At 68.7% G+C, this 23,282-nt stretch carries 20 protein-coding genes; 4 read left to right on the top strand and 16 right to left on the bottom strand.

Features of this window, described 5'->3' with window-relative positions:
- Positions 1-2,002, top strand: a 2,002-nt coding sequence (locus ACS5PM_RS06860; RefSeq protein WP_439386855.1) for an indolepyruvate ferredoxin oxidoreductase family protein, incomplete at its 5' end; no start/stop codon positions are given.
- A gap of 201 nt (positions 2,003-2,203) precedes the next feature.
- Here the strand turns inward: ACS5PM_RS06860 and ACS5PM_RS06865 are convergent.
- On the bottom strand, positions 2,204-2,809 hold the full coding sequence (locus ACS5PM_RS06865; protein ID WP_439386856.1) for a 2-hydroxychromene-2-carboxylate isomerase: 606 nt from the start codon (positions 2,807-2,809) through the stop codon (positions 2,204-2,206).
- 251 nt (positions 2,810-3,060) lie between these two features.
- Here ACS5PM_RS06865 and ACS5PM_RS06870 point away from each other — a divergent pair, with 251 nt between their 5' ends.
- Positions 3,061-3,963 (top strand): amino acid ABC transporter substrate-binding protein, encoded by a 903-nt coding sequence (locus ACS5PM_RS06870; RefSeq protein WP_439386857.1) that lies wholly within the window; start codon positions 3,061-3,063, stop codon positions 3,961-3,963.
- Positions 3,964-3,999: 36 nt separating this feature from the next.
- Here ACS5PM_RS06870 and ACS5PM_RS06875 read toward each other — a convergent pair whose 3' ends face one another.
- The 10 genes from ACS5PM_RS06875 to can form a co-directional block, all read right to left on the bottom strand.
- A complete protein-coding gene (locus tag ACS5PM_RS06875) occupies positions 4,000-5,142 on the bottom strand; it encodes an ABC transporter substrate-binding protein (protein WP_439386858.1) in 1,143 nt (380 codons plus the stop codon).
- Between the two features lie 5 nt (positions 5,143-5,147).
- Positions 5,148-6,407: a YbfB/YjiJ family MFS transporter gene (locus ACS5PM_RS06880; RefSeq protein WP_439386859.1), complete on the bottom strand. Its 1,260-nt coding sequence runs from the start codon at positions 6,405-6,407 to the stop codon at positions 5,148-5,150.
- Positions 6,408-6,461: 54 nt separating this feature from the next.
- Positions 6,462-8,393, bottom strand: coding sequence for an FAD/NAD(P)-binding protein (locus tag ACS5PM_RS06885; RefSeq protein ID WP_439386860.1), 1,932 nt, complete (start codon positions 8,391-8,393; stop codon positions 6,462-6,464).
- A 186-nt stretch (positions 8,394-8,579) separates the two neighbouring features.
- Positions 8,580-9,710 carry an acyl-CoA dehydrogenase family protein gene (locus tag ACS5PM_RS06890; protein ID WP_439386861.1) on the bottom strand — a complete coding sequence of 377 codons (1,131 nt, stop codon included), beginning with the start codon at positions 9,708-9,710 and terminating at the stop codon, positions 8,580-8,582.
- Between the two features lie 43 nt (positions 9,711-9,753).
- Positions 9,754-11,139 (bottom strand): hypothetical protein, encoded by a 1,386-nt coding sequence (locus ACS5PM_RS06895; RefSeq protein WP_439386862.1) that lies wholly within the window; start codon positions 11,137-11,139, stop codon positions 9,754-9,756.
- Entirely contained in the window at positions 11,139-11,810 is a 672-nt protein-coding gene (locus ACS5PM_RS06900) for an SDR family oxidoreductase (RefSeq protein ID WP_439386863.1), read from the bottom strand. The genes ACS5PM_RS06895 and ACS5PM_RS06900 overlap by 1 nt, the downstream gene beginning before the upstream one ends.
- Entirely contained in the window at positions 11,807-12,454 is a 648-nt protein-coding gene (locus ACS5PM_RS06905; protein ID WP_439387287.1) for a LysE family translocator, read from the bottom strand. The genes ACS5PM_RS06900 and ACS5PM_RS06905 overlap by 4 nt, the downstream gene beginning before the upstream one ends.
- Before the next feature lie 4 nt (positions 12,455-12,458).
- Positions 12,459-13,637 carry an acetyl-CoA C-acyltransferase gene (locus tag ACS5PM_RS06910; RefSeq protein WP_439386864.1) on the bottom strand — a complete coding sequence of 393 codons (1,179 nt, stop codon included), beginning with the start codon at positions 13,635-13,637 and terminating at the stop codon, positions 12,459-12,461.
- A 32-nt stretch (positions 13,638-13,669) separates the two neighbouring features.
- Positions 13,670-15,466 carry a bifunctional isocitrate dehydrogenase kinase/phosphatase gene (gene aceK, locus ACS5PM_RS06915; protein WP_439386865.1) on the bottom strand — a complete coding sequence of 599 codons (1,797 nt, stop codon included), beginning with the start codon at positions 15,464-15,466 and terminating at the stop codon, positions 13,670-13,672.
- A 13-nt stretch (positions 15,467-15,479) separates the two neighbouring features.
- The gene (can, locus tag ACS5PM_RS06920) at positions 15,480-16,136 is read right to left on the bottom strand and encodes a carbonate dehydratase (protein WP_439386866.1); all 657 of its coding nucleotides are present in this window, start codon (positions 16,134-16,136) and stop codon (positions 15,480-15,482) included.
- A 189-nt stretch (positions 16,137-16,325) separates the two neighbouring features.
- Between can and ACS5PM_RS06925 the strand changes: the two genes are divergently transcribed.
- Entirely contained in the window at positions 16,326-16,958 is a 633-nt protein-coding gene (locus tag ACS5PM_RS06925; protein WP_439386867.1) for a hypothetical protein, read from the top strand.
- 19 nt (positions 16,959-16,977) lie between these two features.
- On the opposite strand, the gene ACS5PM_RS06930 is transcribed toward ACS5PM_RS06925, so the two are convergent.
- The gene (locus tag ACS5PM_RS06930) at positions 16,978-17,442 is read right to left on the bottom strand and encodes a MerR family transcriptional regulator (RefSeq protein WP_439386868.1); all 465 of its coding nucleotides are present in this window, start codon (positions 17,440-17,442) and stop codon (positions 16,978-16,980) included.
- 131 nt (positions 17,443-17,573) lie between these two features.
- On the opposite strand from ACS5PM_RS06930, the gene ACS5PM_RS06935 reads away from it, so the two are divergent.
- Positions 17,574-18,635: an MBL fold metallo-hydrolase gene (locus ACS5PM_RS06935; RefSeq protein WP_500684345.1), complete on the top strand. Its 1,062-nt coding sequence runs from the start codon at positions 17,574-17,576 to the stop codon at positions 18,633-18,635.
- Between the two features lie 222 nt (positions 18,636-18,857).
- Here ACS5PM_RS06935 and ACS5PM_RS06940 read toward each other — a convergent pair whose 3' ends face one another.
- Genes ACS5PM_RS06940 through glyS form a run of 4 tightly spaced genes read right to left on the bottom strand, consistent with a single transcriptional unit; the run spans position 18,858 to position 23,282 of the window.
- Positions 18,858-19,754 (bottom strand): M48 family metallopeptidase, encoded by an 897-nt coding sequence (locus ACS5PM_RS06940; RefSeq protein WP_439386870.1) that lies wholly within the window; start codon positions 19,752-19,754, stop codon positions 18,858-18,860.
- A 30-nt stretch (positions 19,755-19,784) separates the two neighbouring features.
- Entirely contained in the window at positions 19,785-20,546 is a 762-nt protein-coding gene (locus ACS5PM_RS06945) for a lysophospholipid acyltransferase family protein (protein ID WP_439386871.1), read from the bottom strand.
- A gap of 26 nt (positions 20,547-20,572) precedes the next feature.
- Positions 20,573-21,163, bottom strand: coding sequence for a D-glycero-beta-D-manno-heptose 1,7-bisphosphate 7-phosphatase (gene gmhB / locus ACS5PM_RS06950; RefSeq protein ID WP_439386872.1), 591 nt, complete (start codon positions 21,161-21,163; stop codon positions 20,573-20,575).
- A gap of 13 nt (positions 21,164-21,176) precedes the next feature.
- Positions 21,177-23,282 (bottom strand): glycine--tRNA ligase subunit beta, encoded by a 2,106-nt coding sequence (gene glyS / locus ACS5PM_RS06955; RefSeq protein ID WP_439386873.1) that lies wholly within the window; start codon positions 23,280-23,282, stop codon positions 21,177-21,179.

The raw sequence follows: 23,282 nt of genomic DNA on the forward strand, positions 1-23,282 counted from the left end.
CATCCGCCAGGCGATCGCGGCCAAGACCAACATCACCTACAAGCTGCTGTACAACGACGCGGTCGCGATGACCGGCGGGCAGCCGGTGGACGGCACGATCAGCGTGCCCGAGATCGCGCGCCAGGTGCAGGCCGAGGGCGCCAAGCGCGTCGTGATCGTCTCCGACGAGATCGACAAGTACGACGGCCACCACGGCGAGTTCCCCGCCGGCACCACCTTCTTCCCCCGCACCGAGATGGATGCGGTGCAGCGCGAGCTGCGCGAGGTCGAAGGCGTGACGCTGCTGATCTACGACCAGACCTGCGCGGCCGAGAAGCGCCGGCGCCGCAAGAAAAAGGAGTTCCCGGATCCGCCGCGCCGCGTCTTCATCAACCAGGCGGTGTGCGAGGGCTGCGGCGACTGCGGCCAGGCCTCCAACTGCCTGAGCGTGATCCCGGTGGAGACCGACTGGGGCCGCAAGCGCCAGATCGAGCAGAGCTCGTGCAACAAGGACTTCTCCTGCCTGAACGGCTTCTGCCCGAGCTTCGTGACGGTCGAAGGCGCGGTGCTGAAAAAGCGTGCCGGCGCGGCCTTCAGCGCCGAAGACCTGGCCGCCGAGATCCGCCGCATCGGCCCGCCGGCGCCCTGGGACTGGACCGGCCCGTTCGACATGCTGGTGACCGGCGTGGGCGGCACGGGGGTGGTGACGGTGGGCGCGCTGATCACCATGGCCGCGCACCTGGAAGGCAAGCAAAGCTCGGTGCTGGATTTCATGGGCTTCGCGCAAAAGGGCGGCGCGGTGCTGAGCTTCGTGCGCGTGGCGCCGACGCCGGACCTGCTGAACCAGGTGCGCATCGACACCCAGCAGGCCGACGTGCTGCTGGCCTGCGACATGGTGGTGGGCGCCTCGGGCGACGCGCTGGGCACGGTCAAGCACGGGCGCACCGTGGTGCTGGCCAACACGCATGAGCTGGCCACCGCGGCCTTCGTGCGCAATCCGGATGCGAGCCTGCAGGCGAAAGGTTTGCTCGCCAAGCTGCATCACGCCGCCGGCACCGAACGCGTGTCGACCCTCGACGCGCAAGCCATCGCGCAAGCGCTCATGGGCGACACCATGCCGAGCAACATCGTGATGCTCGGCGCAGCCTTCCAGAAAGGCCTGGTGCCGGTCGGCGAGGCCGCGCTGCTGCGCGCGATCGAGCTCAATGGCGTGGCCATCGAATCGAACAAGGTGGCGTTTGCGTTGGGCCGCATCGCGGCCGTCGACCCCTCGGCGCTGGAGCGCCTGGCCGGCCACAAGACGGTGGAGGATCCGGGGGCCGGCCAGCTCTTCGGCACCGGCGGCCTGGTCGAGCGGCGAGTGGCTTTCCTCACCGACTACCAGGACGAGGCACTCGCCAGGCGCTATCAGGCCCTGGTGGATGCGGTGCACGCACAAGAGTCCGCGCTCGGCATCGATGGCACGCCGATGACCGAGGCCGTGGCTCGGCAGTTCTCTCGCCTGCTGGCCATCAAGGACGAGTACGAGGTCGCGCGTCTTTACACCGATGGCCGCTTCCAGGCCGCGTTGGCCGAGACCTTCGAGTCCGGCACGCTCAACTTTCACCTGGCACCGCCGCTGCTGGCGCGGCCCGGCCCCGACGGCCGGCCCCGAAAGATGCGCTTCGGGCCGTGGATGATGACCGCCTTCCGCTGGCTGGCGCAGGCGCGTCGCGTGCGCGGCACCTGGCTCGATCCCTTCGGCCACACCGAGGAGCGCAAGCTCGAACGGCAGCTCGCTGACGACTATGAGGAGCTGCTACGCGGCACGCTGCTGCCGGCCTTGTCCACGGCCAACCATGCCGCCGCCGTGGCGCTCGCCCGCTTGCCCGAGCGCATCCGCGGCTACGGCCACGTGAAGCTGGCCAACCTCGCCACCGCCCGCGCCCAGCAGACCGACCTGCTGCAACGCTTTGCGTCCGGCGAAGCGCCTGCAGCCGCCCCTGCGCCCGAGCGCAAGGTCATCGCGATCAGCGCGCTCTAGCAGCTGCGCGCAAGACAAGCGGCGCGGCCCTGCGCCGGCCGCCAGGCCGGCTCGTCAAACATGCTGGAACCTCCCTCCTGGAGGGAGGCCCGGAGGGAGCGGCCCAACAAGCTGGAGCCCCTTCCCGGAAGGGGCCTGGGGAAGCCTTACGTTCGGGCCCCACGGGCCCGTTCTGATCCGAGCGGCAAGCCGCCGCTCGGATCAGAACGGCCCGGCCGCCAGCCACTGCTCGATCTGCGGCTTTCGGTCGTTGCCCCAGAAGGGCTCGCCGTCGATGACGAAGTAAGGGGCGCCGAACACGCCGGCCGCTATCGCCTCTTCGTTGGCGCGCTTCAGGCGCTCCTTCCACATCGGGTTGTTCCAGGCGTGCTCCGCCGCATCGGCGTCCAGGCCGGCTTCGGCCGCGAGGGCTTTCAGCGAGGCCGGCTCGTTCAGCGGCACGCCGCGCGTGAAGTAGGCGCGAAAGCCGGCGCGCGCCCAGGAGGCGGCAGCGTCCTCGCCCTCGCTGTCCTTGAGCCACCAGAAGACGCGCGCGGCGTTCTGGGTCGGGATCGGGAAGGGCTCGGGCTGGGTGAAGGGCACGCGCTCGAAGCCGGCCGAACGCTGGAAGTCGCGGAACGCATAGTCCCGCTTGATCGGGTAGGCGACCGGGCTGCGAAGCTCCGCCGCGGAAAAGGTCACCCCCAGCAGGATGGCCTGGCGTCGAACGGTGCGGCCGTGACGCGCCGCCAGCGCGTCTATCCATTCGTTGGCGATGTACGAGTAGGGCGACGAGAAGTCGAAGTAGAAGTCGATCGGCGCTTTCATGCGGCAGACGATACGACGAAGTCGGACGGCCCGACAGGGGGCCCGCTCACCCGGGCGACAGGGGCCGGACCGCCTCGGGGAACAGGCTCGGCGACGCCGTGCAAAGCTGCCGAACTGGGTCCCGGCGCTGGCACCGATCTGCATGCGGACACTGAGAATCCGTAGTTACCCGGATCCGACGACAGCACTCCCCGATGCCAACCCTCTTTCAACCCGCCTCGCGGCGCGCAGTCCTCGCGGCACTTGCCGTTTTGACGTTTTCCATCGACGCCCAAAGCGCGCCACCGGCCGCCGCCCCGGCGTTCGCCGCCTCCGCGGCGGCCACACCGCCCTCGCCCGTGCTCGACCGCCTTCGCCAGGGCGGCACGCTGGTCCTGGCGCACCGCGAATCCTCGGTGCCTTTCTCCTACCTCGATGCCGACAAGAAGCCGATCGGCTATGCGATGGACATCTGCCTTCGGCTCGCCGAGGCCCTCAGGAAGGACCTGGGCCTGAAGAACCTGCCGGTGGCTTTCAAGCTCGTCACGCCGGCCAACCGCATCGCCGTCATCGAACAGCACGAGGCCGATCTCGAGTGTGGCGCCACGACCAACAACGCCGAGCGCCGGCAGAAGGTGGCCTTCACCGTGCCGCACTACATCACCGGCGCGCGGATCATGGTGCGTGCCGACACCAAGCTCGAGGAGCTGCCGCAGTTCGAGGGTCGTCGCCTGGTGTCCACCAAGGGCACGACGCCGATGAAGGTGATCGACCAGGCCAACCGCGAGCGCATGCTGCGCATCCAGGTCCTGGAGGCGCCGGACCACGCCCGCGCCGTCGAGATGGTGGAAAAGGGCGAGGCCGACGGCTTCGCGATGGACGACGTGCAGCTCTACGGTCTCATCGCCGGCCGTCCCGACCCGAGCCGGCTGAAGGTCGTCGGCAAGCTGCTGACGATCGAGCCGCTGGCCATCATGCTGCCCAAGGACGACCCGGGCCTGAAGCACCTCGTCGACGACGAGATGAAGCGCCTGATCCACAGCCACGAGGCCTACGCGCTGTACGAGAAGTGGTTCGAAAAGCCCATCCCCCCCAAGGCAGCCGCGCTCAACCTGCCGATGAACTACCTGCTACGGGACTTCTGGAAGTACCCCACCGACGTGGTGCCCTTCTGATGGCTACGCCGGGGTCATGCCAAGGCCCCTGCCGCCTCAGCGCCGGAACGTCCCGTCGTCGCTGATGAACGACAGGTCGACGTAGGCCAGGCCGGAGTGGTCGTTCGGGCCGTAGGTCAGCTCCACGCCGCCTACCCCGCCGCCGATGTTGGCGTGGTTCAGTGCCTCGAGTGCGCGCTTGAAGCTGGCCCGGGTGATCTGGCCGTTGCCCTCGGCGGCCTTCCTCAGGCCGGCGACCAGCACCTTGGCCGCGGCATAGCCTTCGATCATGGCGGGCGTGAGTTCCTTGATCCCCTTCGCGGCAGCCAGTCGGCTGGCCTCGGCAATCATGGGCGTCGCCAGATGGCGCTCGGACGGGAACACCTGGCTCACGATCACCCCGGTCCGGTCGCGGCCGAGATCGTTCACGAAGCCGGTCGACGCGTTGTTGGACAGCGTGCCGACGGTGATGGACGAGCCGCCGCCGATGCGCAAAGCCTTGATCCCCGCCGCGACCGACACCGGCGAGCCGATCATGATCACGGCCAGCTGCTTCTTCTCGACGAGCTTCTTGATGCAGGTCGTGTAGTCGGGCTTGGTCTTGTCGATCGGCTCGCTGACGGCGGGCGTCTTGCCGGCCGCCTTGAAGACCTTGAGCGCACCCTGCATCGCATCGGTGCCGAAGGAGTCGTTCACGTAGCACAGCCCGACCTGCTCTATCCCGGTCATCCCGAGGTGGCGCGCCAGGCGTTCGGACTCCGCCTGGTAGGTCGTGCGCACGTTGAAGATCCAGGGGTTGACCGGCTGGTGCAGCACCATGGCGCCGGAGGACGGCGCGAGCAGCACGATCCTGGCCTCCTCCAGCACCGGCATGATGGCCTGGGTGTGGGGCGTCCCGCGGTTGAGGAACAGGGCGACGACCCTGGAATCCGCGACCAGTTTCTTCGCGTTCTCGAGGCTGAGATCCGGCTGGTTCTTGTCGTCCAGCGTGACCAGATCGATGGACTGGCCCGCGATGCCGCCGTCGGCATTCACATCGTCCAGGTACAGCTTGGCACCGAGGTTGATGTCCGCCACCGAGGCCGCCACCGGGCCGGTGATGCCGGTGGTCTGGCCGATGCGGATCTCGGCACCGGCCGGGAGGGACGACAGGCTCAGGAAGGCGCTGAGGACGAGGGTTCCGAACTTGGGGTACTGCATGGGTTTCAGTCGGCTGGGTTGGCAACGGCGTCGTCGGACGGACCGACGCCGGGAACGGGATCCTGCTGGGAGCTGGGGCGGCTGCTCGCCGCGATGCAGGCGATGGACCCGAGCAGGGCCACTGCGCTGGCGCAGAACAGCGGCTGGTAGGAGTCGATCCTCGAGGCCGCGAACGCCATCAGGGCACCACCCGCAGCCTGCGCCAGTGCGAAGCCGGTGGTGAGCAGGCCCCAGGTCTTGCGGTGGTGCGCGGCCCCTACGCGATCGAGGGCATATGCCGAGACGAGCGAAGCGATGCCCGGCGTGAAGATGCCCATCAGCAATGAAGAAGCGAACAGCGCCGCCGGGCTGCTGCTCAGCACGGGCAGGACAGCCGCGATTGCCTTGAGGACGAAGCCCGCGAGCAGGCAGCGCCTGAGGCCCAGCGAATCCGCCAGCGTGCCGGTCAGCAGCGGCCCGGCCGCCGCACCGATGCCGAACATCGCCCAGTAGGCGCCCCCGGCGGCCAGCGGCAGGCCCAGTTCGCGCACGAGGTAGTCGACCCAGAACATGGTGTGCGCGAGGTAGCCCACTGCATTCAGGCCATAGGCCAGCAGGAGAAGGCCCACCGTCATCCGGACCGCAGAAGGAAGCGGTTCGGGGGTGCTCGCCGCACCGGTCGCTTCTGCCTTCTGCTCCACGGGCCAGGGCCTCCAGGCCAGCACGGTCGCCAGGAGGCACACGCCACCCATGCCGATCCAGGCCCCGGAAACGCCCCGCAGGCTGGAAAGGCCCGACCAGGCGGCGCCGGTGACGAGCAGCGGCACGAGCGACCCGGACACCACCGCCCCGAGGCCGACGCCGGAGAACACCACCCCGCTCGCCCGGCCGCGGACCCGTGGACTGTGCGCCGGCAGCACCACCGCCGCGGGCAGCACCATCAGGACGGCGCCGCTGACGCCTGCCATCGTCCGCCAGAAGCCGTACCACGGCATGGCGGCTCCCTCGACGGCGCACGCGAAGAAGCTCGCGGTGCACACCAGCATGGCACCGCGCAGCAGCGTGGCGCTGGACAGGCGCCTTCCCAGCCAGTCGGCCAGGGGCGCGCCCACGACATAGCCGACCAGCGTGGCGACTCCCAGGTAGGAGGCCTCGGCCTTGCTGAACCAGCCGGCCCCGACCAGCGCCGGCATCAGCGCGATGAAGGCAAAGCGGCCAATGCCGTTGCCGATGAAGGTCGCGCACAGGCCCGCCAGGCTCAGGCGGTTGAACACCCGCTCAAGCAAGCCCGGCCCCTTTCCGAGACGACATCCGGCGCCCGCCGCGACAGGGACCGCGCTTCAAAGCGCACCGAACAGCGAGGCGGTGGCGAAGGCCTCCTCTTCGCTGGGCAGGGCTTCGGGCGGACCGCAAGGCGATGCCGCCTGCCCGCCGCGGACCATGGACAACATCCGGCCGACCGCCCGGCCGGCGTCCACGAGTGCGGTGGAGTTGACGCCCGGCCGCGGGATGACGAAGGTGCAGAACTTCGAGCCTTCGGTCGGGATGCCCAGGGCCCAGGCGTTCTCGATGACGCTGCCATCGCGGGCTATCCAGTGGTGCTGTCGATCGATGTCTATGCCGCCGGGATGGAACCCCTCGTTGTGGAACAGGCGGACGTGACCGTCCGCCAGCAGGCCTTGGAGCAGCGGCGAAGCATCCTCGGCCGGGCTGTGCATCGAGATCCTGGCCTTGACGAGCACATCGACCGGGGGCGATGCGGCTTCCCAGTGCCTGGCGCGAATGCGCCTCCGCCGATCGGGAGCCGAAGCCTCGCAGGCCGCGCCCGGGCCGTAGCCCGCTTCGAGCACGCCCGCCTCGATGAGCGCCAGCATCTCGCTGATCCGCGACTCGGGCGGCCCGACGGCGAGGCGGTTCATGACGGGGAGGAACTCGGCCAGCACCCAGCGATGGGAAGCCTCGGTGAGGCCGCCGAACTCTATGGCCGCGCGAAGGTTGTCGCGCAGGTCTCGCAGCACGTCGCAGGCGGCCTTCAACGCACTGCCCCGATTGCCCTTGCGGGCCTCGTTCACGTCGTGGCGAAGGTGCTCGATGAACCACCGTTCGTAAGCCTCGCGCCCGCCCAACGCGTGCGCAGGCACCGGCTGCGCAAGGGCGCCCCACGAGAACCTGTCCTCAAGGGGAATGTGGCGGGCGACGAGCTCCCGGCGTTGATGCGCATCGGCCGCCGCGGCGAACTGCTCACCGAACCGCAGCGCTGCCGCCTCGCCCTGGTGCTCGCGCAGGTAGGCATCGCACCAGGCGTACTCCATGTCGGCTGCCAGCAGCGGCAGCACGTCTTCGACGAAGTCGAGCTTTCGCTGGGCAGCCCACTCCCGCACCTTCGCCAATTGAAGAAAGTGCGCGCGGTACTGCCCTGACACGCCCTTCTGGTTGACGGCCCGCGCACTCAGCGGGAGGCCGGAGCGGGAGAAGAGCAGCAGGCGCGGTTCGTGGCCCGAGCGCACATAGGCCTTCCTTCGCGAGTCCGGGTCCGTCACGAAACGCCCCCCTCGCCCCACGGTGAGGTCGGCCACCACGTCGAAGGCGGTCAAGCCCATGCCCTCCACCGCGACGGTCATCCCCGCCGAGACCCCGGCCAGCTTCGCCGCCATGGGGTAGGGATCGTCGACGACCAGCGTGCCGCGGGGGCCAGCGGCCGCCGCCACCGGCAGGCGGGCCCGCGACGACATCGGCTTGGTGTGTCCGGTGGTCAGGAAGAGATGGTCGACATGGACCTCCTCGTGCCCGGCTTTCAGCGCCCAGTGACCCTTGGGCTCCCGGCGGGCGTGCTCCACCTCGGTCGGCTTGAAGTGAATGTGGAGGTGCGGCGGGGCCAAGGCACGGACGTAACGGAAGGCCCACATGAGATATCGACCGAACAAGCCCCGGGGGTAGTAGGCATCGGGACTGATCTCCGCCCCCGACAGCGAAGGCTCCAGGCCCATCCGGGCCTGCTCCTGCAGCCATTGGAAGAAGGTCGGACCGCTCATCACCGGCCCGGCTCCGACGACGGACGCGTCGCAGAACTGCGTGAGCTGGCCGGCGACCGTGTTGACCAGGTGGACGCTCGATTGGCGAGGGTCGTGGCAACCGGCACCCGGAGGATCCGGATCGAAGAGGAAGACCTCCAGTTCGCCGGACTGGTGCTGCCGCTCATGGGCCACGATGCGTTCCAGGACGGTCAGGCCACGCGAGCCGACCCCCACGATACCGATTCGAACGACTCCCAACGCGCTCCTCCCGCAGGGCCTCGGGAACCAGTCACACGTCGTCGCTGGTTCTTGCTCTCGGCCGTCTCTCCCCAACTATAGGGGGATGTCCGGCGTGTCCACCTTCTATCGAGTTACGTGGACGTATCAACATGTAAAACAACCGGCCTGACCAGTGAGTTTGCCGGCGCGGCACAGAACACTTGATCAGGCCAGGGCGCGCCCGATGAGGATCTTCTGGACCTCGGAGGTGCCTTCGTAGATCTGGCACACGCGCACATCGCGGTAGATGCGCTCGACCGGGAAGTCGCTGACGTAGCCATAGCCGCCATGGACCTGGATTGCCATGGAGCACACGCGCTCGGCCATCTCGCTGGCGAACAGCTTGGCCATCGCGGCCTCCTTCAGGCAGGGGCGGCCGGCGTCCTTCAGGCTGGCGGCATGCCAGATCAGCTGGCGCGCGGCCTCGATCTGGGTGGCCATGTCGGCCAGCTTGTGCTGCACCGCCTGGTGCTCGAAGATCGGCTGGCCGAAGGCCACGCGCTCCTTGGCGTACTTCAGCGCGGCCTCGAAAGCCGCCCGTGCCATGCCGACCGATTGGCTGGCGATGCCTATGCGCCCGCCCTCCAGACCCGACAGCGCGATCTTCAGGCCCTGCCCCTCTTCGCCCAGCCGGTGGGACACCGGCACGCGGCAGTTCTCGAACAGGATCTGGGCGGTGTCGCTGGAGTGCTGGCCCATCTTGTCCTCGATGCGCGCCACCGCGTAGCCAGGCGTGTTCGTCGGCACCACGAAGGCCGAGATGCCTTTCTTGCCCGCCGCCTTGTCGGTCACCGCCATCACGATGGCCAGGTCGCCGTTCTGGCCCGAGGTGATGAACTGCTTGACGCCGTTGAGCACGTAGTGGTCGCCATCGCGCGTGGCGGTGGTGCGCAATCCACCCGCCTCGGAGCCGACATGCGGCTCGGTGAGGCAGAAGGCGCCCAGCATCTCGCCCCGGGCCAGGGGCTTGAGGAAGCGCTGCTTCTGGTCCTCGTCGGCAAATGCCATGAGGATGGAGCAGACCGGGCAGTTGTTGACACTGACCACCGTCGACGTGCCCCCGTCTCCGGCCGCGATCTCCTCCAGGATCAGCGACAGCGAGAGGTAGTCCATCCCGGCACCGTCGTACTCGGCGGGCACGGCGACGCCATAGCAGCCGAGCTCCGCCAGCCCCTTCAGCTCGGCGGCCGGGAAGTGGTGCTCCTTGTCCCAGCGCGCCGCGTTCGGCGCGATCTGGTCCTGCACGAAGGCACGGACGGCGTCCTGCACGGCACGGTGGTCGTCGCTGAGCAACATGATGTGATGTCCTGCTGGAAAGTCGTTGGAAACGGGCCCGCCGTCACACGCGAGCCAGGGGAATGCGAATGAGATCCTGGGGGCGGTTCATGCCACGGGTGGCGCCGAGGTGATCCACCACCAGCACGTCGCCTTCCAACCGGGTGCGCCCGCGAAGCTGCGGCGCTAGAACCTGTGTGTCGAGCCAGGCCGGTCGCCGGTCGACCGGGACGTGTTCCCGCGTCAGGGCGAAGGCGAGTTGCAGTGCCGCATGGTGCAGCGCCACGTCGGCCTGCCGCGCGACATAGGGCGCGTAAAGCGGCGTGCCGATGTCGAGCAGCACACCACCCAAGGTGTTGCGCCACGCGAGGCGGGGCCAGTCGGACTGAGGCTCCACGAAAGGCGGACGAGACAGGGCCGGCGGCAAACCCTGCCGAACTGCGGCGAGGGCCTGGAGCCAGACGGCATCGCTCCGGGTCTTGGTGAGGTTGGGGAGCAGGCCGAGGCACACCAGCCGGTCTCCCCAGCCACGGTCCGGGCTCACGGTTTCAAGCGGGGTCCGGCAGGCAGCGCCCGTGGCTTCGGCGATGCTCGCCCGCGCGAAGTTTGCTTCGTAGGCCATCCAGCGCGTGGCGTCAGTCGCTCCTTCGGACAGGGTGGACGTCGCCCGACTGGCGGGCTCGAGCAGGGAGGGATAGGCCGCGACGATGGCGGCCGCCACACGCCAGGTGCGGCGAGCCACGCCCCAGGCCACGGCGTGGCCCAGCAGGCTTCGACTGCCGGCGAGCAACGCGTTGCCCAGGCGGCTGGCGTGATCCAGGGCGTCGGCCACGCCCACCCTGTCGCCGCGCGCCGCAGCCGAGAGTGCGACCCCAGCCCACCAGCGCCCACACGTGGACGCCCCCAGCGCGTGCGACGCATTGCGCAGCAGCATGCGCTGCGCCTCTTCGACTGGCGGCAGCCGTTCCTCGAAGGGCATGTCGTCGATGGCCGCAAGGCAACGGCGACCCAGCTCTGCATGACGCCCCACTTCGTCCGCCAGTCTGGCGGAATCCCGCTCGAGGGCCGCTTTGCACCCGAGGTCTGCCTCCGCGCAATCCAGCATTCCCTCGAACGGCTGCTTCACTGCCTGCCATGAGGAACGTGCGCCATCCTCGTTGGCGCTCCACTGTTCACGACCCCACGCTGACGGATCCGCCCCTGGCGGCGCGGCGACACCAACCAGCACGAAGAAGGCATTGCGCTCGTCCGGCACAGCGGGGGCCGGCAAACGCAGGACGGAAGGCAGCTCCGTGGGAGCACTGTCGACAAGGTTGCTGGCCACCCATGCAGCGGCCAGGGCGAGCACCGCGGCCAGGACACCGACGAGCCCGCGGAGCAGCCGGCGAAACAAGGGCCGCTTGCCTGCCCGCGCCCCCGCGCCGCCGGCCCATGCCGCGTCAGCAGGCATCACCAGTCCAGGCCCTGGCCGTCATGGTTCAGGAAGCGGCCGTTGTCGGCCGGCGTGAGCGCGGCCAGGGTGTTGCGCAGGGCGCGCACGCTCTCGGCCACGTCGAGGTCGGCGCCGTCGCCGCCCATGTCGGTGCGTACCCAGCCGGGGTGCAGCGCAACGCAGATGGCCCGGCCGGCCAGGGCGATGGAAGCATCCTTCAGCACCGAGTTCACCGCGGCCTTGGAAGCGCGGTAGAGCCAGCCGTCGGCGCCGGCGCGCAAGCCCATCGAGCCCATGCGCGAGGAGATGACGCCCAGCCGCGCGCCTTCGGCCAGCGCATCGACCAGCTGCGGGATGACGCGCATCGGACCGAGCACGTTGGTGTGCATGACGCGGTCGAAGTCGGTGGCCGTGGGCGTTTCGAGGCCGCTGGTCTTGGGGCCGTAGACCCCGGCATTGACGACGATGGTGTCGAAACCTTCTCCGTCGACCTGCCAGGCCAGGCCCGACACGCTGGCCGCATCCGTCACGTCCAGCCTGAGCACGCGCGCGCCCAGGCTGCGCAGGCGCGCCAGCGAAGCGTCGTCTCGCGCAGTGGCGAAGACCCGCGCACCGTCGGCCAGGTACTGCGTCGCCAGCTCCAGGCCGATGCCTCGCGAGGCCCCGACGATCAGCACGGTCGGTGTCATGGCCTGACCTCCGCCTGCACCAGCCGCCCGGCCAGGCCGAGGAACAACACGCCGCCCGCCGCGTTCAGCAGGCGCTTGAGCCCGGGCGAGCCGCCGAGGCGCCGCAGGGAGGCGGTGATGACGACGAGCCCCAGCAGGAACGACATCCCCTGCACGATGGACCACGCGCCCAGCACGAGGAAGGCCACGGTCTCGTGCCCCGACCCCGGCGTGATGAACTGCGGCAGGAAGGCCAGGAAGAACAGCGCCACCTTCGGGTTCAGCACGTTGGTGAGGACGCCCTGCCGGAACACGGCAGCAAAGGACGCGCTCGTCAAAGGCCGGGCTGCAGCCGCAGCGGCCTCGCCTCGCAGCGCCTGCCTCAGCATGCCGATGGCCAGCCAGACGAGGTAGGCCGCGCCGGCCCACTTGACGATCGAGAAGGCCCAGACCGAGACTGCCATCAGCGCCGCCAGGCCGAAGGCCGCCGCGAGCGTGTGCACAACGCAGCCCGCGCACACGCCCAGCGTGGCGGCCAGGCCCGCGCGCCATCCGCCGGTGAGCGTGCGGCTGACGGTGTAGAGCATGTCGACGCCTGGTGTCGCGTTGAGCACGAACACCGTCAGCGTGAACAGCGCCAGGTCGTGGATGCCGAGCGCCTGCAGCATGTCAGAGCAGCTCGACAGCCATCGCCGTGGCCTCGCCGCCACCGATGCACAGGGCCGCGACGCCGCGCTTCCTGCCCTGCTTGCGCAAGGCGCCCAGCAGCGTCACCACGATGCGGGCCCCCGAGGCGCCGATGGGGTGGCCCAGCGCGCAGGCGCCGCCGTGCACGTTGACGATCTCGTGCGGCAGCTGGAACTCGGCCATGGCTGCCATGGTGACCGCGGCGAAGGCTTCGTTGACCTCCCACAGGTCGACCTGGCTCGACGTCCAGCCGGCCTTCTTCAACGCCTTCGCGATGGCGCCTGCCGGCGCCGTGGAGAACCACTCGGGCGCCTGGGCATGCACCGCATGCGAAACGATGCGCGCCACCGGCTTCGCACCCAGCCGCGCGGCGGTGGACTCGCGCATCAGCACCAGCGCGGCGGCGCCGTCGGAGATGGAGGAGGAGGACGCCGCGGTGATGGCGCCATCCTTCTTGAACGCGGGCTTCAGGCCGGGGATCTTGTCGAGCTTGGCCTTGAAGGGCTGCTCGTCGAACTTGACCACCGTGTCGCCCGCCTTGCCGGGCAGGGTGATGGGGGCCATCTCCCATTCGAAGCTGCCATCCTCGTTGGCCGCCTTGGCGCGCAGGGTGGACGAGATCGCGAACTGATCCATCGCCTCGCGGCTGAACTGGTACTTGGCGACGCAGGCCTCGGCGAACACGCCCATGGCCTTGCCGCGCTCGTAGGCGTCTTCCAGGCCGTCCATGGCCATGTGGTCGTACATCGCGGCCGAGCCGTACTTGACGCCCTTGCGCGCGAACATCAGGTGCGGCGCGTTGGTCATGCTCTCCATGCCGCCGGCGACCATCACCTCGGCCGAGCCGGCCAGCAGCATGTCGTGGGCGAACATCATCGAGCGCATGGCCGAGCCGCACATCTTGCTCAGGGTGACGGCGCCGGTCGAATCCGGCAGGCCGGCGCGGCGCATGGCCTGGCGGGCCGGCGCCTGGCCCTGGCCCGCCATCAGGCAATTGCCCATGAGGACTTCGTCGACGGCGTCACCCGGCACGCCGGCGCGCTCGACGGCGGCCTTGATCGCCGCGGCACCGAGCTCCCAGGCGGCGAGGGACGAGAAATCGCCGAGCAGGCCGCCGATGGGCGTGCGCGCGGCGGAGGCGATGACGATGGAATCAGCCATGGGGAAACTCCTTGCGAGAGAACTCAGGAAATTCAGAAGTGCGCGCTGCGCGCGCCGCCCCGCCGCTGCACCGAGAAGCGCTTGTCGGGGTCGTAGGGGAAAACATCATGCACATGGCCGGCGGCGATGCGCTGCTTGTGGCTTTGCCAGAAATCGGCGTCCAGCAGCTCGGCGTGGTGCTTCATGAAGATCTCCCGGACCGCGGGATTGCCCAGCAGGAAGGGGCCGAAGGTCTCGGGAAAGACATCGTGCCGGCCGACCGAATACCAGACCTCGCCCGACATCTCGTCCTCCTCGTGGCGCGGTGCCGGCACGCGCCGGAAGTTGCAGTCGGTGATGTACTCGATCTCGTCGTAGTCGTAGAACACGACCTTGCCGTGGCGGGTGACGCCGAAGTTCTTCCACAGCATGTCGCCGGGGAAGATGTTGGCCGCCACCAGGTCCTTGATGGCGTTGCCGTACTCGAGCACCGCGTGCTCCATCTGCTGGCGCGTGGCGTCGGCCAGGAAGATGTTCAGCGGGATCATCCGCCGCTCGATGTAGACGTGGTTCAGGATCACCTCGGGCTGGCCGTCGCCGTCGCGGTCGGAGATCTCCAGCAGGCTGGGGCAGAACTTCTGCAGCTCCTCGATCAGCTCGTCCTCGAAACGCGAGCGCGGGAAGGCCACGTTGCTGAACTCCAGCGTGTCGGCCATGCGCCCGACGCGGTCGTGCTCCTTGACCAGGCGGTACTTGCGCATGATCTCGGCACGCGTGGTGTCCTTCTGCGGCGGGTAGTAATCCTTGATGACCTTGAAGACGAAGGGAAAGCTCGGCAGGTCGAACACCAGCATCACCATGCCCTTGATGCCGGGCGCGATGCGGAAGCGGTCGGAGCTGTGCCGCAGGTGGTAGAGGAAGTCCCGGTAGAAGATGTTCTTGCCCTGCTTCTGCAGGCCGATCGCGTTGTAGAGCTCCCAGCGGGGCTTGCGCGGCATCAGCGAGCGCAGGAAGGTGACGTAGGCCGAAGGCACCTCCATGTCGACCAGGAAGTAGGCCCGCGCGAAGCTGAAAAGCAGCAGCAGGTCATCCTCGCCGAACAGGGCGGCGTCTATGGTCAGCTGGCCCTGGGCGTCATGCAGGATGGGCAGGGCGAACGGCAGCTCGGAGAAGCCGTTGACTATCTTGCCGACCGCATAGGCACCCTTGTTGCGGTAGAAGAGGCTGGACAGCACCTGGATCTGGAAGTTGGCGCGAGGACGGAAGTCGCCCAGCTTTCGCACCATGGCCGCCACCACGTCGTCCACGTCACGGTCCAGGTCGGCGAAGGGCCGCTGGAGCTGGAAGTTGGTGACCATGCGGACGACCGCTTCGTGCAGCGTGTCGCGCGTCGGGTAGTAGGCGCGGTAGGTCGGCGCGTCGCCGGGCTCGTCGTTCTCGATGTACTCGGTGGAGATCGCCGGCCGCACAAAGATGAATTCGTTGTGGAAATAGCTGCGGTGCAGGATCTTGGTGGTCACCGAGTTGAAGAAGGTCTCGGCGCACTCGGGCTGGTGGTGATTCGTCAGCAGGCCGATGTAGTGCAGCTTGATCTGCTGCCAGACGTCCATCGGCAGCGAGTGCGCCTTGAACTCGTTCTGCAGGCGCTCGGCGTTCTCTTCCACCCGGCGGTCGTAGAACTCGATGCGCTCGCGCTGCGCACGCTGCTGGCCGTGCCAATCCGCCTGCTCGTATCGCTGCTTCGCCGAGCGGCCGACCTCGCGAAAGAGCCGGTAGTGCTTGTTGAAGCCGTCGAGCATCGCGTGGGCGATGTCGAAGGCGCGGGTGTCCGTCAGCTGCTGAGGGAACATCGTCCGGCCGCCTTCAGGCATAGCGCGCATGGATGCCCGCGAGGGCCGTCGCATAGGCCTGTTCGACCTCCGCAGCGGCGGACACCGTCATCGACAGGTCGTTCAGCAGGCCGTTGTGCAGGCCGTAGACCCAGCCGTGCACGACGACCGTCTGGCCCCGCTCCCAGGCATCCTGCACGACGGTCGTCGTGCAGACGTTGCGCGCCTGTTCCAGCACGTTCAGCTCGACCAGGGCGTTGACCTGCGATTCGGCCGGCACGCCGTCGAGCCAGGCGCGGTGCTGGTGGCGCACGTCCTGCACGTGGCGCAGCCAGTTGTCGACCAGGCCGAGCCGGGTGTTGTGCAGCGCGGCTTTCACGCCGCCGCAATTCGAATGGCCGACGACGATGATGTGCTGCACCTGGAGCCCGTCGACGGCGAACTGGATCACCGACAGCGCGTTGAGATCCGAGTGAACCAGCACGTTGGCCACGTTGCGGTGGACGAACAACTCGCCCGGCAGCAGGCCGACCAGCTCGTTGGCAGGCACGCGGCTGTCGGCGCATCCGATCCACAGGTATTGCGGCGTCTGCTGGTTCAGCAGCCGGGTGAAGAAGCCCGGCTCGCGTGCCTCGGTGGCATCGGCCCAGGCGCGGTTGTTCTCGAACAGTTCAGTCAGCTGGATGGACATCGTCGGGCGGCTGCAAGCAGAGGATCGCGCCAGTGTACGAAGCGGTACCGGGGACCCAGGCAGTTGACGTTTACGTAAACGTCAATCATAACGCCTCAGCGACGTGCCCCCCACGCTCAGGGGATTGGGACCCCCCAGTCGCCTCGCCACACTGCCGCCTCCTCTAACCACAAACGTCAGGAGCTCCCGATGAAACGTCATTTCCTGCTGGCCAGCCTGCTCGCCGCCGCCATCGCCACCCCCGCCCTGGCTGCGGGCGACAAGTTCGACCGCACCTCGCTCGGAAGCAAGTGGGTGATCACCTCGGGCAACCTGTTCATCACCAACAACCAGCTGCAGGGCAGCGACACGGGCCTGGGCTACCTGAAGAAGGCCGCCGCCGGAGTCACCGGCCAGGCGCTGGTCCAGCTCAATGGCACCGGCCTGCAGTACGGCGCAGTGGCCGTCGGCAACATCGCCGGTGGCAACAACGCCTTCGTCAAGATCCAGTCGCAGGATGGCGGCGGCATGTTCGACCACGGCGGCTTCTACGTCGGCAACAACAGCGGCGTCCTGTTCTTCACGCTCGATGCCCCGATGGCCAGCCCGGCCACCTTGAAGGTCGTCCTCACTGGCAATGTCGCCACCATGACCATCAAGAGCTCGTCGGGCACGCAGGTCTACCAGTTCGACTACGGCCAGAACTTCGGCACCGGCGGCGGCCTGGGCACCTTCGGCCCGATCAGCCTCGACAACTTCAAGAGCAGGACGTCGGTGGAAGACGCCTTCGCGCCGGCGCCGCGCAAGGTGATGATGTCCGACGCGATCGACCTGTCGCTGTAAGCGCTCCGGCTTTTCCCCTTCAGGCCGCCTTGGCGCTTGCCCGCGCCTTGGCGGCCTTTGCGCTCTTGGCGCCTATGAGCGAGCGGCACCGCGCCTCATGCTGCGCGATCTCGGCCAGCGTCACCTGGATGTCCTCCAGCTGCTGCTCCAGCTGGCGCCGGTGGTCGCCCAGGACCCCGAGAAAGGCCTCGAGCTGGGGCCTTTCGTCGCTGCCCGACTCGTACATGTCGACCAGCTGCTTGATTTCCTGCAGGGTCAGGCCCAGGCGCTTGCCGCGCAGCGTGAGCTTCAGCCGCGTCCGGTCCCGGTGGGTGTAGACGCGGTTGCGGCCGGCGCGGGCCGGCTGCAGCAGGCCGACATCCTCGTAGAAGCGGATCGCCCTCGGGGTGATGTCGAACTCCTGGGCCAGCTCGGTGATGGTGAAGGTCGGCGCGGCCTCTTCGGCCGGGGCCAAGACCGTCTTCGGGCGGGCGGGAGCACTCATGGATAGACTTGACGTTAACGTAAACGTCAGTCTACGCGAGACTCCCCACCCATGATCGTCTTCATCGATTGGCGCCTGCGGCCTGATCGCAGCGCCGCTGCCCAGCCCCCGCGGGCCGAAGGGCACCCATGATCCATCCGCACGAGAGTCAACTTCGGTACCCGCTGGGCGACACGCTGCCCGCCCCGGGCGAAGCCATCGAGATAGCGCCCGGCGTGCGCTGGGTGCGCATGGGCCTGCCGTTCGCGCTCGACCACATCAACCTGTGGCTGCTGCGCGACCGATCGGAGGATGGCCGCGACGGCTGGGCGATCGTCGATTGCGGCATCGCCACCGACGCCACACGCGCCGCCTGGGAGCGAGTGTTCGATCACGCGCTGGAGGGATTGCCGGTGCTGCGGGTCATCGTGACGCACATGCACCCCGACCACATCGGCCTGGCCGACTGGCTGTGCGAGCGCTGGGCTTGCCGCCTGTGGGTCAGCGCGACCGACTGGAACGCCGCCCGCATGGCCAGCCAGCAGACCACCGGCTTCGGCGGCGAAAGCGCGGCGCGGTTCTTCGGTGAGCACGGCCTCACGGATCCTGAAGCACTGGACAAGGTGAGGGCACGCCGGAACTACTACGCCTCGATGGTGCCGTCCGTGCCCCAGGCCTTTCGCCGGCTGATGGATGGCCAGCGGCTGGCCATCGGTGCGGCCCAGTGGCACGCCATCGCAGGCTTCGGGCATGCACCCGAGCACATCGCGCTGCACAGCGAGGCGCAAGGCGTGCTCATTTCGGGCGACATGGTGCTGCCGCGCATTTCCACCAACGTCAGCGTGATCGATCTCGAGCCCGAGGGCGACCCGCTGCCGCTGTACCTGGCCTCGATCGAGCGCCTGCGGGCATTGCCGCCCGACACCCTGGTCCTGCCCTCGCATGGCAAGCCCTTCTTCGGCCTGCACCAGAGGATAGCCCAGTTGAAGGGCCACCACGACGAGCGCCTGGCCGAAGCGCTGGCCGCCTGCCGCGAGAAGCCCACCAGCGCGGCGGAGTTGCTGCCGGTGCTGTTCAAGCGAGTGCTGGACCTGCACCAGACGACCTTTGCCATGGGCGAGGCCATCGCCCATCTGCACGCGCTGCAGAGCCAGGGACTGGTTCGCCCGACGTCCGGCGCGGACGGCGTGAAGCGCTTCAGCGCACCGGTCTGAAGCCGTGAGACGGCCGTGGGCTCAAGAAAAAGGCCGGTCGGCTGTACAAGCCGACCGGCCACTTGGGTACACGGTATACGCTCGATCCTCCCTGGACCGCCCCTTCGCTCACACGTGATGACAGCGAATGGTGAGACTGTGCCTGCGAAGCGCCGCCCGAACCATCCCCCTTTGGGGGGAAACATGCTGCAAGAAGCGACAGAGCGTGCCGGTTGACGGCCGTCAGCCGAAGATCGGCAGGACGGGATCTCGCAGCTGGGCCTTGCGGTCTTCCAGGTCGGGGATGACCGATCGCACGACTTCCCAGAACGCGGCGCTGTGGTTCATCTCGCGCAGGTGCGCGAGTTCGTGGGCGACCACGTAGTCGATCACGGGCAGCCCGAAGTGGACCAGCCGCCAGTTGAGGTGGATGGAGCCGTCGGCCGAAGCGCTGCCCCAGCGCGTCTGGGCGGAGCTCAGGCGCAGGCGCTTGACCTTGACGCCCAGCCGCAACGCGAACTCGGCACAGCGCTCCTCGAAGACTCGGCGAGCCTGGCGCTGCAACCAGCTCTGAACCGCGTCGCAGATCTGGGCCGGCAGCGCCGTCTGGGGCAGGCCGATGTGCAGCGTCAGCCGCGGCACGCCGGGCAAGGCTTCGGCGTCGGTGTTGAGCACGGCACCGGCGACGCGCGGATCCAGCACCAGGATGATGGATTCGCCGAGGAAAGGCAGCGTGGCGCCGTCGCGCCAGTCGACGCGTGCGGCCTCCAGCCGGCGCTGCCGCTCGCGTTGCTCACCCAGCTTGCGCAGGATCCAGGCGCATTTCTCGCGCAGCGCGGATTCGATCTCGCTGACGCCCACCCAGCGCGGCGCGCTGACCGCCAGGCCTTCAGGACCGACGGTGAATCCGATCGACTTGCGCCGCGCCCTGCGCAGCAGGTAGGCCACCTGGCATTCGCCAAGGCGGATTTCGCGATCGGCACGCGGATGGCGGTGGACCACCGGCACCGGAGCGGCCGCCACGGGAGCGGGCGGCTGGGGCAAAGTGGGTCGCGGGACGGCGGTTCGGGGCGGCACAGGCGGCGGCACATCGAACAGTGACAACTGCTCGGGCACATCGGCAACGAACCTGCGCGGCATGAGCGCGGATTCTAGAGGCCGGGCAGTTGTTCAGGCCGGCGTGCGGTACGCCTCGGGATCCAGCCGGCGCATCTCGGCTTCGATCCAGGTCTCGACCTCGCGCGTGACCTCGTCGGGCTGGCGCCCCACGACGGGGATCGGGCGGCCGATGGACACATCGATCAGGCCAGGTCGCAACAGAAAGCTCTTGCGCGGCCAGCAGCGGGCCGAGGTGACGGCGATGGGCACCACCGGGGTGCCGGCGCTGATCGCCAGGCGGGTCGCCCCGCTCTTGTAGGTGCCCTGCTGCCCCCGCGCCGTGCGGGTGCCCTCGGGGAACATGATCACCCAGCTGCCCTGGCTCATGTAGCGCTTGCCCTGCTCGGCGACCTTGCTCCACGCCTCGTTGCGCTTGCTGCGATCGATGTGGATCATGTCCAGGCTGCCGATGGCCCAGCCGAAGAAGGGGATCCACAGCAGCTCGCGCTTGAACACGTAGCACAGCGGATGAGGCATGAGCATCGGGAAGGCGAAGGTCTCCCAGGTGGACTGGTGCTTGGGGGCCAGCAGCACGGCGGCGCGCTTGTCAGCGGCGGTGGGCACGTTCTCCATGCCCTGCACCCGCCAGCGCACCCCGCAGATGAGCCGCGCGCCCCAGATGGCGGTGGTCAGCCATCCCGCACAGATGCGATACAGCGGCGCGCCGCGCACCACCGGAGAGACGATGACGACGAAGGTCGCCCAGGGCACCACCGTCACGGCCAGGAAGAGGAAGAACAGCGCAGAACGAAGGATCCAGCCGAGACGTTGCATGTCAGGAAAGGGAGTGCGGCCGCCGCTCAGACGGCGAATCGGGAGGCCAGCTCCTGCTGGAGCAGGTGGCTGGCGAAGGCGGCGAGGTCGTCGTGCACGACCATGCCCGGCACCGCGGCCAGCCAGGGGGCGAGTTCTTCCTCGGTGAGATGGGCTGCCCGGCCCGTGCGCACCAGATGCGGCGGGCATCCCGCGGCACGTGCCGCCTGCAGATCCCGCAGCGTGTCGCCCACCATCGGGACGTCTTCCAGATCGACGCCGTAGCGCTCCGCGATGTCACGCATCATCCCGGGCAGCGGCTTGCGGCATTCGCAGTTGTCTTCGGGCGTGTGCGGACAGAAGAAGACCGCATCGATGCGGCCGCCCTTGGCTGCGAGCAGCTTCATCATCTGCAGGTGCACGGCATTGACGGCGGCCATGTCGATCATCCCGCGGCCTATGCCCGACTGGTTGGTGGCCACCACCACGTGCCAGCCCGAGTGGTTGAGCTTGGCCACCGCCTCGAGCGCCCCGGGGATCGACTCCCACTCGGCCGGCTCCTTGACGTGGTCCTCGCGGAAACGGTTGAGGATGCCGTCGCGGCCGAGGATGACGAGCTTGGGCGCTTGCATGGGCATGGCGGGCGTCCGGCTAGCTGGCCAGGCGGGAGAGGTCGGCCACGCGGTTCATCGCTGCATGCAGCCGACCCAGCAGCGCGAGGCGGTTCGCACGCAGCGCCGGATCCTCGGCATTGACCATCACATCGTCGAAGAACGCGTCGACCGGTGCCTTCATGGCGGCCAGCGCGCATAGCGACGCGGTGTAGTCGCGGCTGTCGAACAGCGCATCCGAGCGCGGCTGGATGCTGCCCAGCACCTCGAACAGCGCGCGCTCGGCGGCTTCGCCCAGCAGGGACTCGCGCACCTCGGTGGACAGCGCGCCTTCCACCTTCTTCAGGATGTTGCCGACGCGCTTGTTGGCGGCGGCCAGCGACTCGGCCTCGGGCAGCGCGGCGAATGCGCGCACCGCCGCCAGGCGTTGGGGCAATTCGGCCCAGATGTCGGGGCGCAGGGCCACCACCGCATCCACCTCCTTCGCGCTGTAGCCCAGCTCCCGCAGGTAGCCGACCAGCCGGTCGAACAGAAAGTTGAGCACCTCGGCATGCGCCTGACCATGGCTCGCGGGGAAGGCCGCGAAAGCTGCGTTCACCATCGCCGGCAGCGACACCTGCAGCCGGCGCTCCACCAGCATGCGGATCACGCCGAGGGCGTGGCGGCGCAGCGCGAACGGGTCCTTGTCGCCGGTGGGCTGCTGGCCGATGCCGAACAGGCCGGCCAGGGTCTCCAGCTTGTCGGCGAGGGCGACCACGACGCCCACCTCGTTGCGCGGCAACTCATCGCCGGCGAAGCGCGGCTTGTAGTGGTCCTCGACCGCGAAGGCCACGGCCTCGGGTTCGCCGTCGTGCCGGGCGTAGTAGCCGCCCATGATGCCCTGCAGCTCGGGGAACTCGCCGACCATGTCGGTCAGCAGGTCGGCCTTGGCCAGCAGGGCGGCACGGTCGGCCTGGCGGGCCAGCGACTCGCCGCCGCCGAGCTGCTGCGCCACGGCCCGCGCGATGGCCATCACCCGCTCCACCCGCTCGCCCTGCGAGCCCAGCTTGCCGTGGTAGACCACCTTGGCCAGGGCCGGCACGCGCGACTCCAGCGAGCGCTTGCGGTCCTGGTCGAAGAAGAACTTGGCGTCGGCCAGGCGCGGCCGCACCACGCGTTCATTGCCGCCGACCACTGCGCTCGCGTCAGCCGGGCGGATGTTGCTGACCACCAGGAACTGGTTGGTGAGCTTGCCGGCCTCGTCCAGCAGCGGGAAGTACTTCTGGTTGGCCTTCATCGTGAGGATGAGGCACTCCTGCGGCACGTCGAGGAATTCGGGCTCGAAACGACAGGCCAGCACGTTGGGCCGCTCCACGAGCGCGGTCACCTCGTCGAGCAGCGCCTCGTCATCGATCGGCGTGCCGCCCTGGGCCTTCGCCGCCGCGGCCAGCTGGCGCTGGATCTCGGCGCGGCGCTCGGCGAAGCTGGCGATGACCGCGCCCTGCTCGGCCAGTTGCGAGGCGTAGCCATCAGCGTCCGTGATGGCCACCTCTGGCGTCGCGGCCTCGAAGCGATGGCCCAAGGTGGTGCGCCCGGCGGCCAGGCCCAGCGCGGCGACCGGCACCACCTCGCTGCCGTGCAGCGCGACCAGCCGGTGTGCCGGGCGGACGAACTTCACGTCGGTCCAGCCGTCGGCGAGCTGGTAGGTCATGACCTTGGGAATCGGCAGCTTGGCGAGGGTCTCGTCGAGCGCCTTCTGCAGGCCCTCGGCGAGGGTGGCGCCGGCGACGGTGCTGTCCAGGAACAGGGCTTCGGCCTTGCCGTCCATCGCGCGCTTGAGCTGCGGCAGCGCGGAAGCATCCGCGCCCAGCGCGGCAAGCTTCTTCAGCAGGGCCGGCGTGGGCTGGCCCTCGGCGGTCAGCGCCACGGCCACAGGCATCAGCTTCTGCTGCACCGAGCGGTCAGCAGCCTTGGCAGCAACGCCACGGACCTGCACGGCCAGACGCCTCGGCGAGGCGTAGGGCGTCACGGTCGACTCCGCAGAGGCCAGGCCCTGCGACTTGAGGCTTTCGGCCAGCGTGGCGGCGAAGACCTCGCCCAGCTTCTTGAGTGCCTTGGGAGGCAGCTCTTCGACGAACAGTTCAACGAGAAGAGTCTGTGCAGTCAT

The organism is Ideonella flava (genome assembly GCF_051857595.1).
In the GTDB taxonomy this organism is placed as follows: domain Bacteria; phylum Pseudomonadota; class Gammaproteobacteria; order Burkholderiales; family Burkholderiaceae_C; genus Ideonella.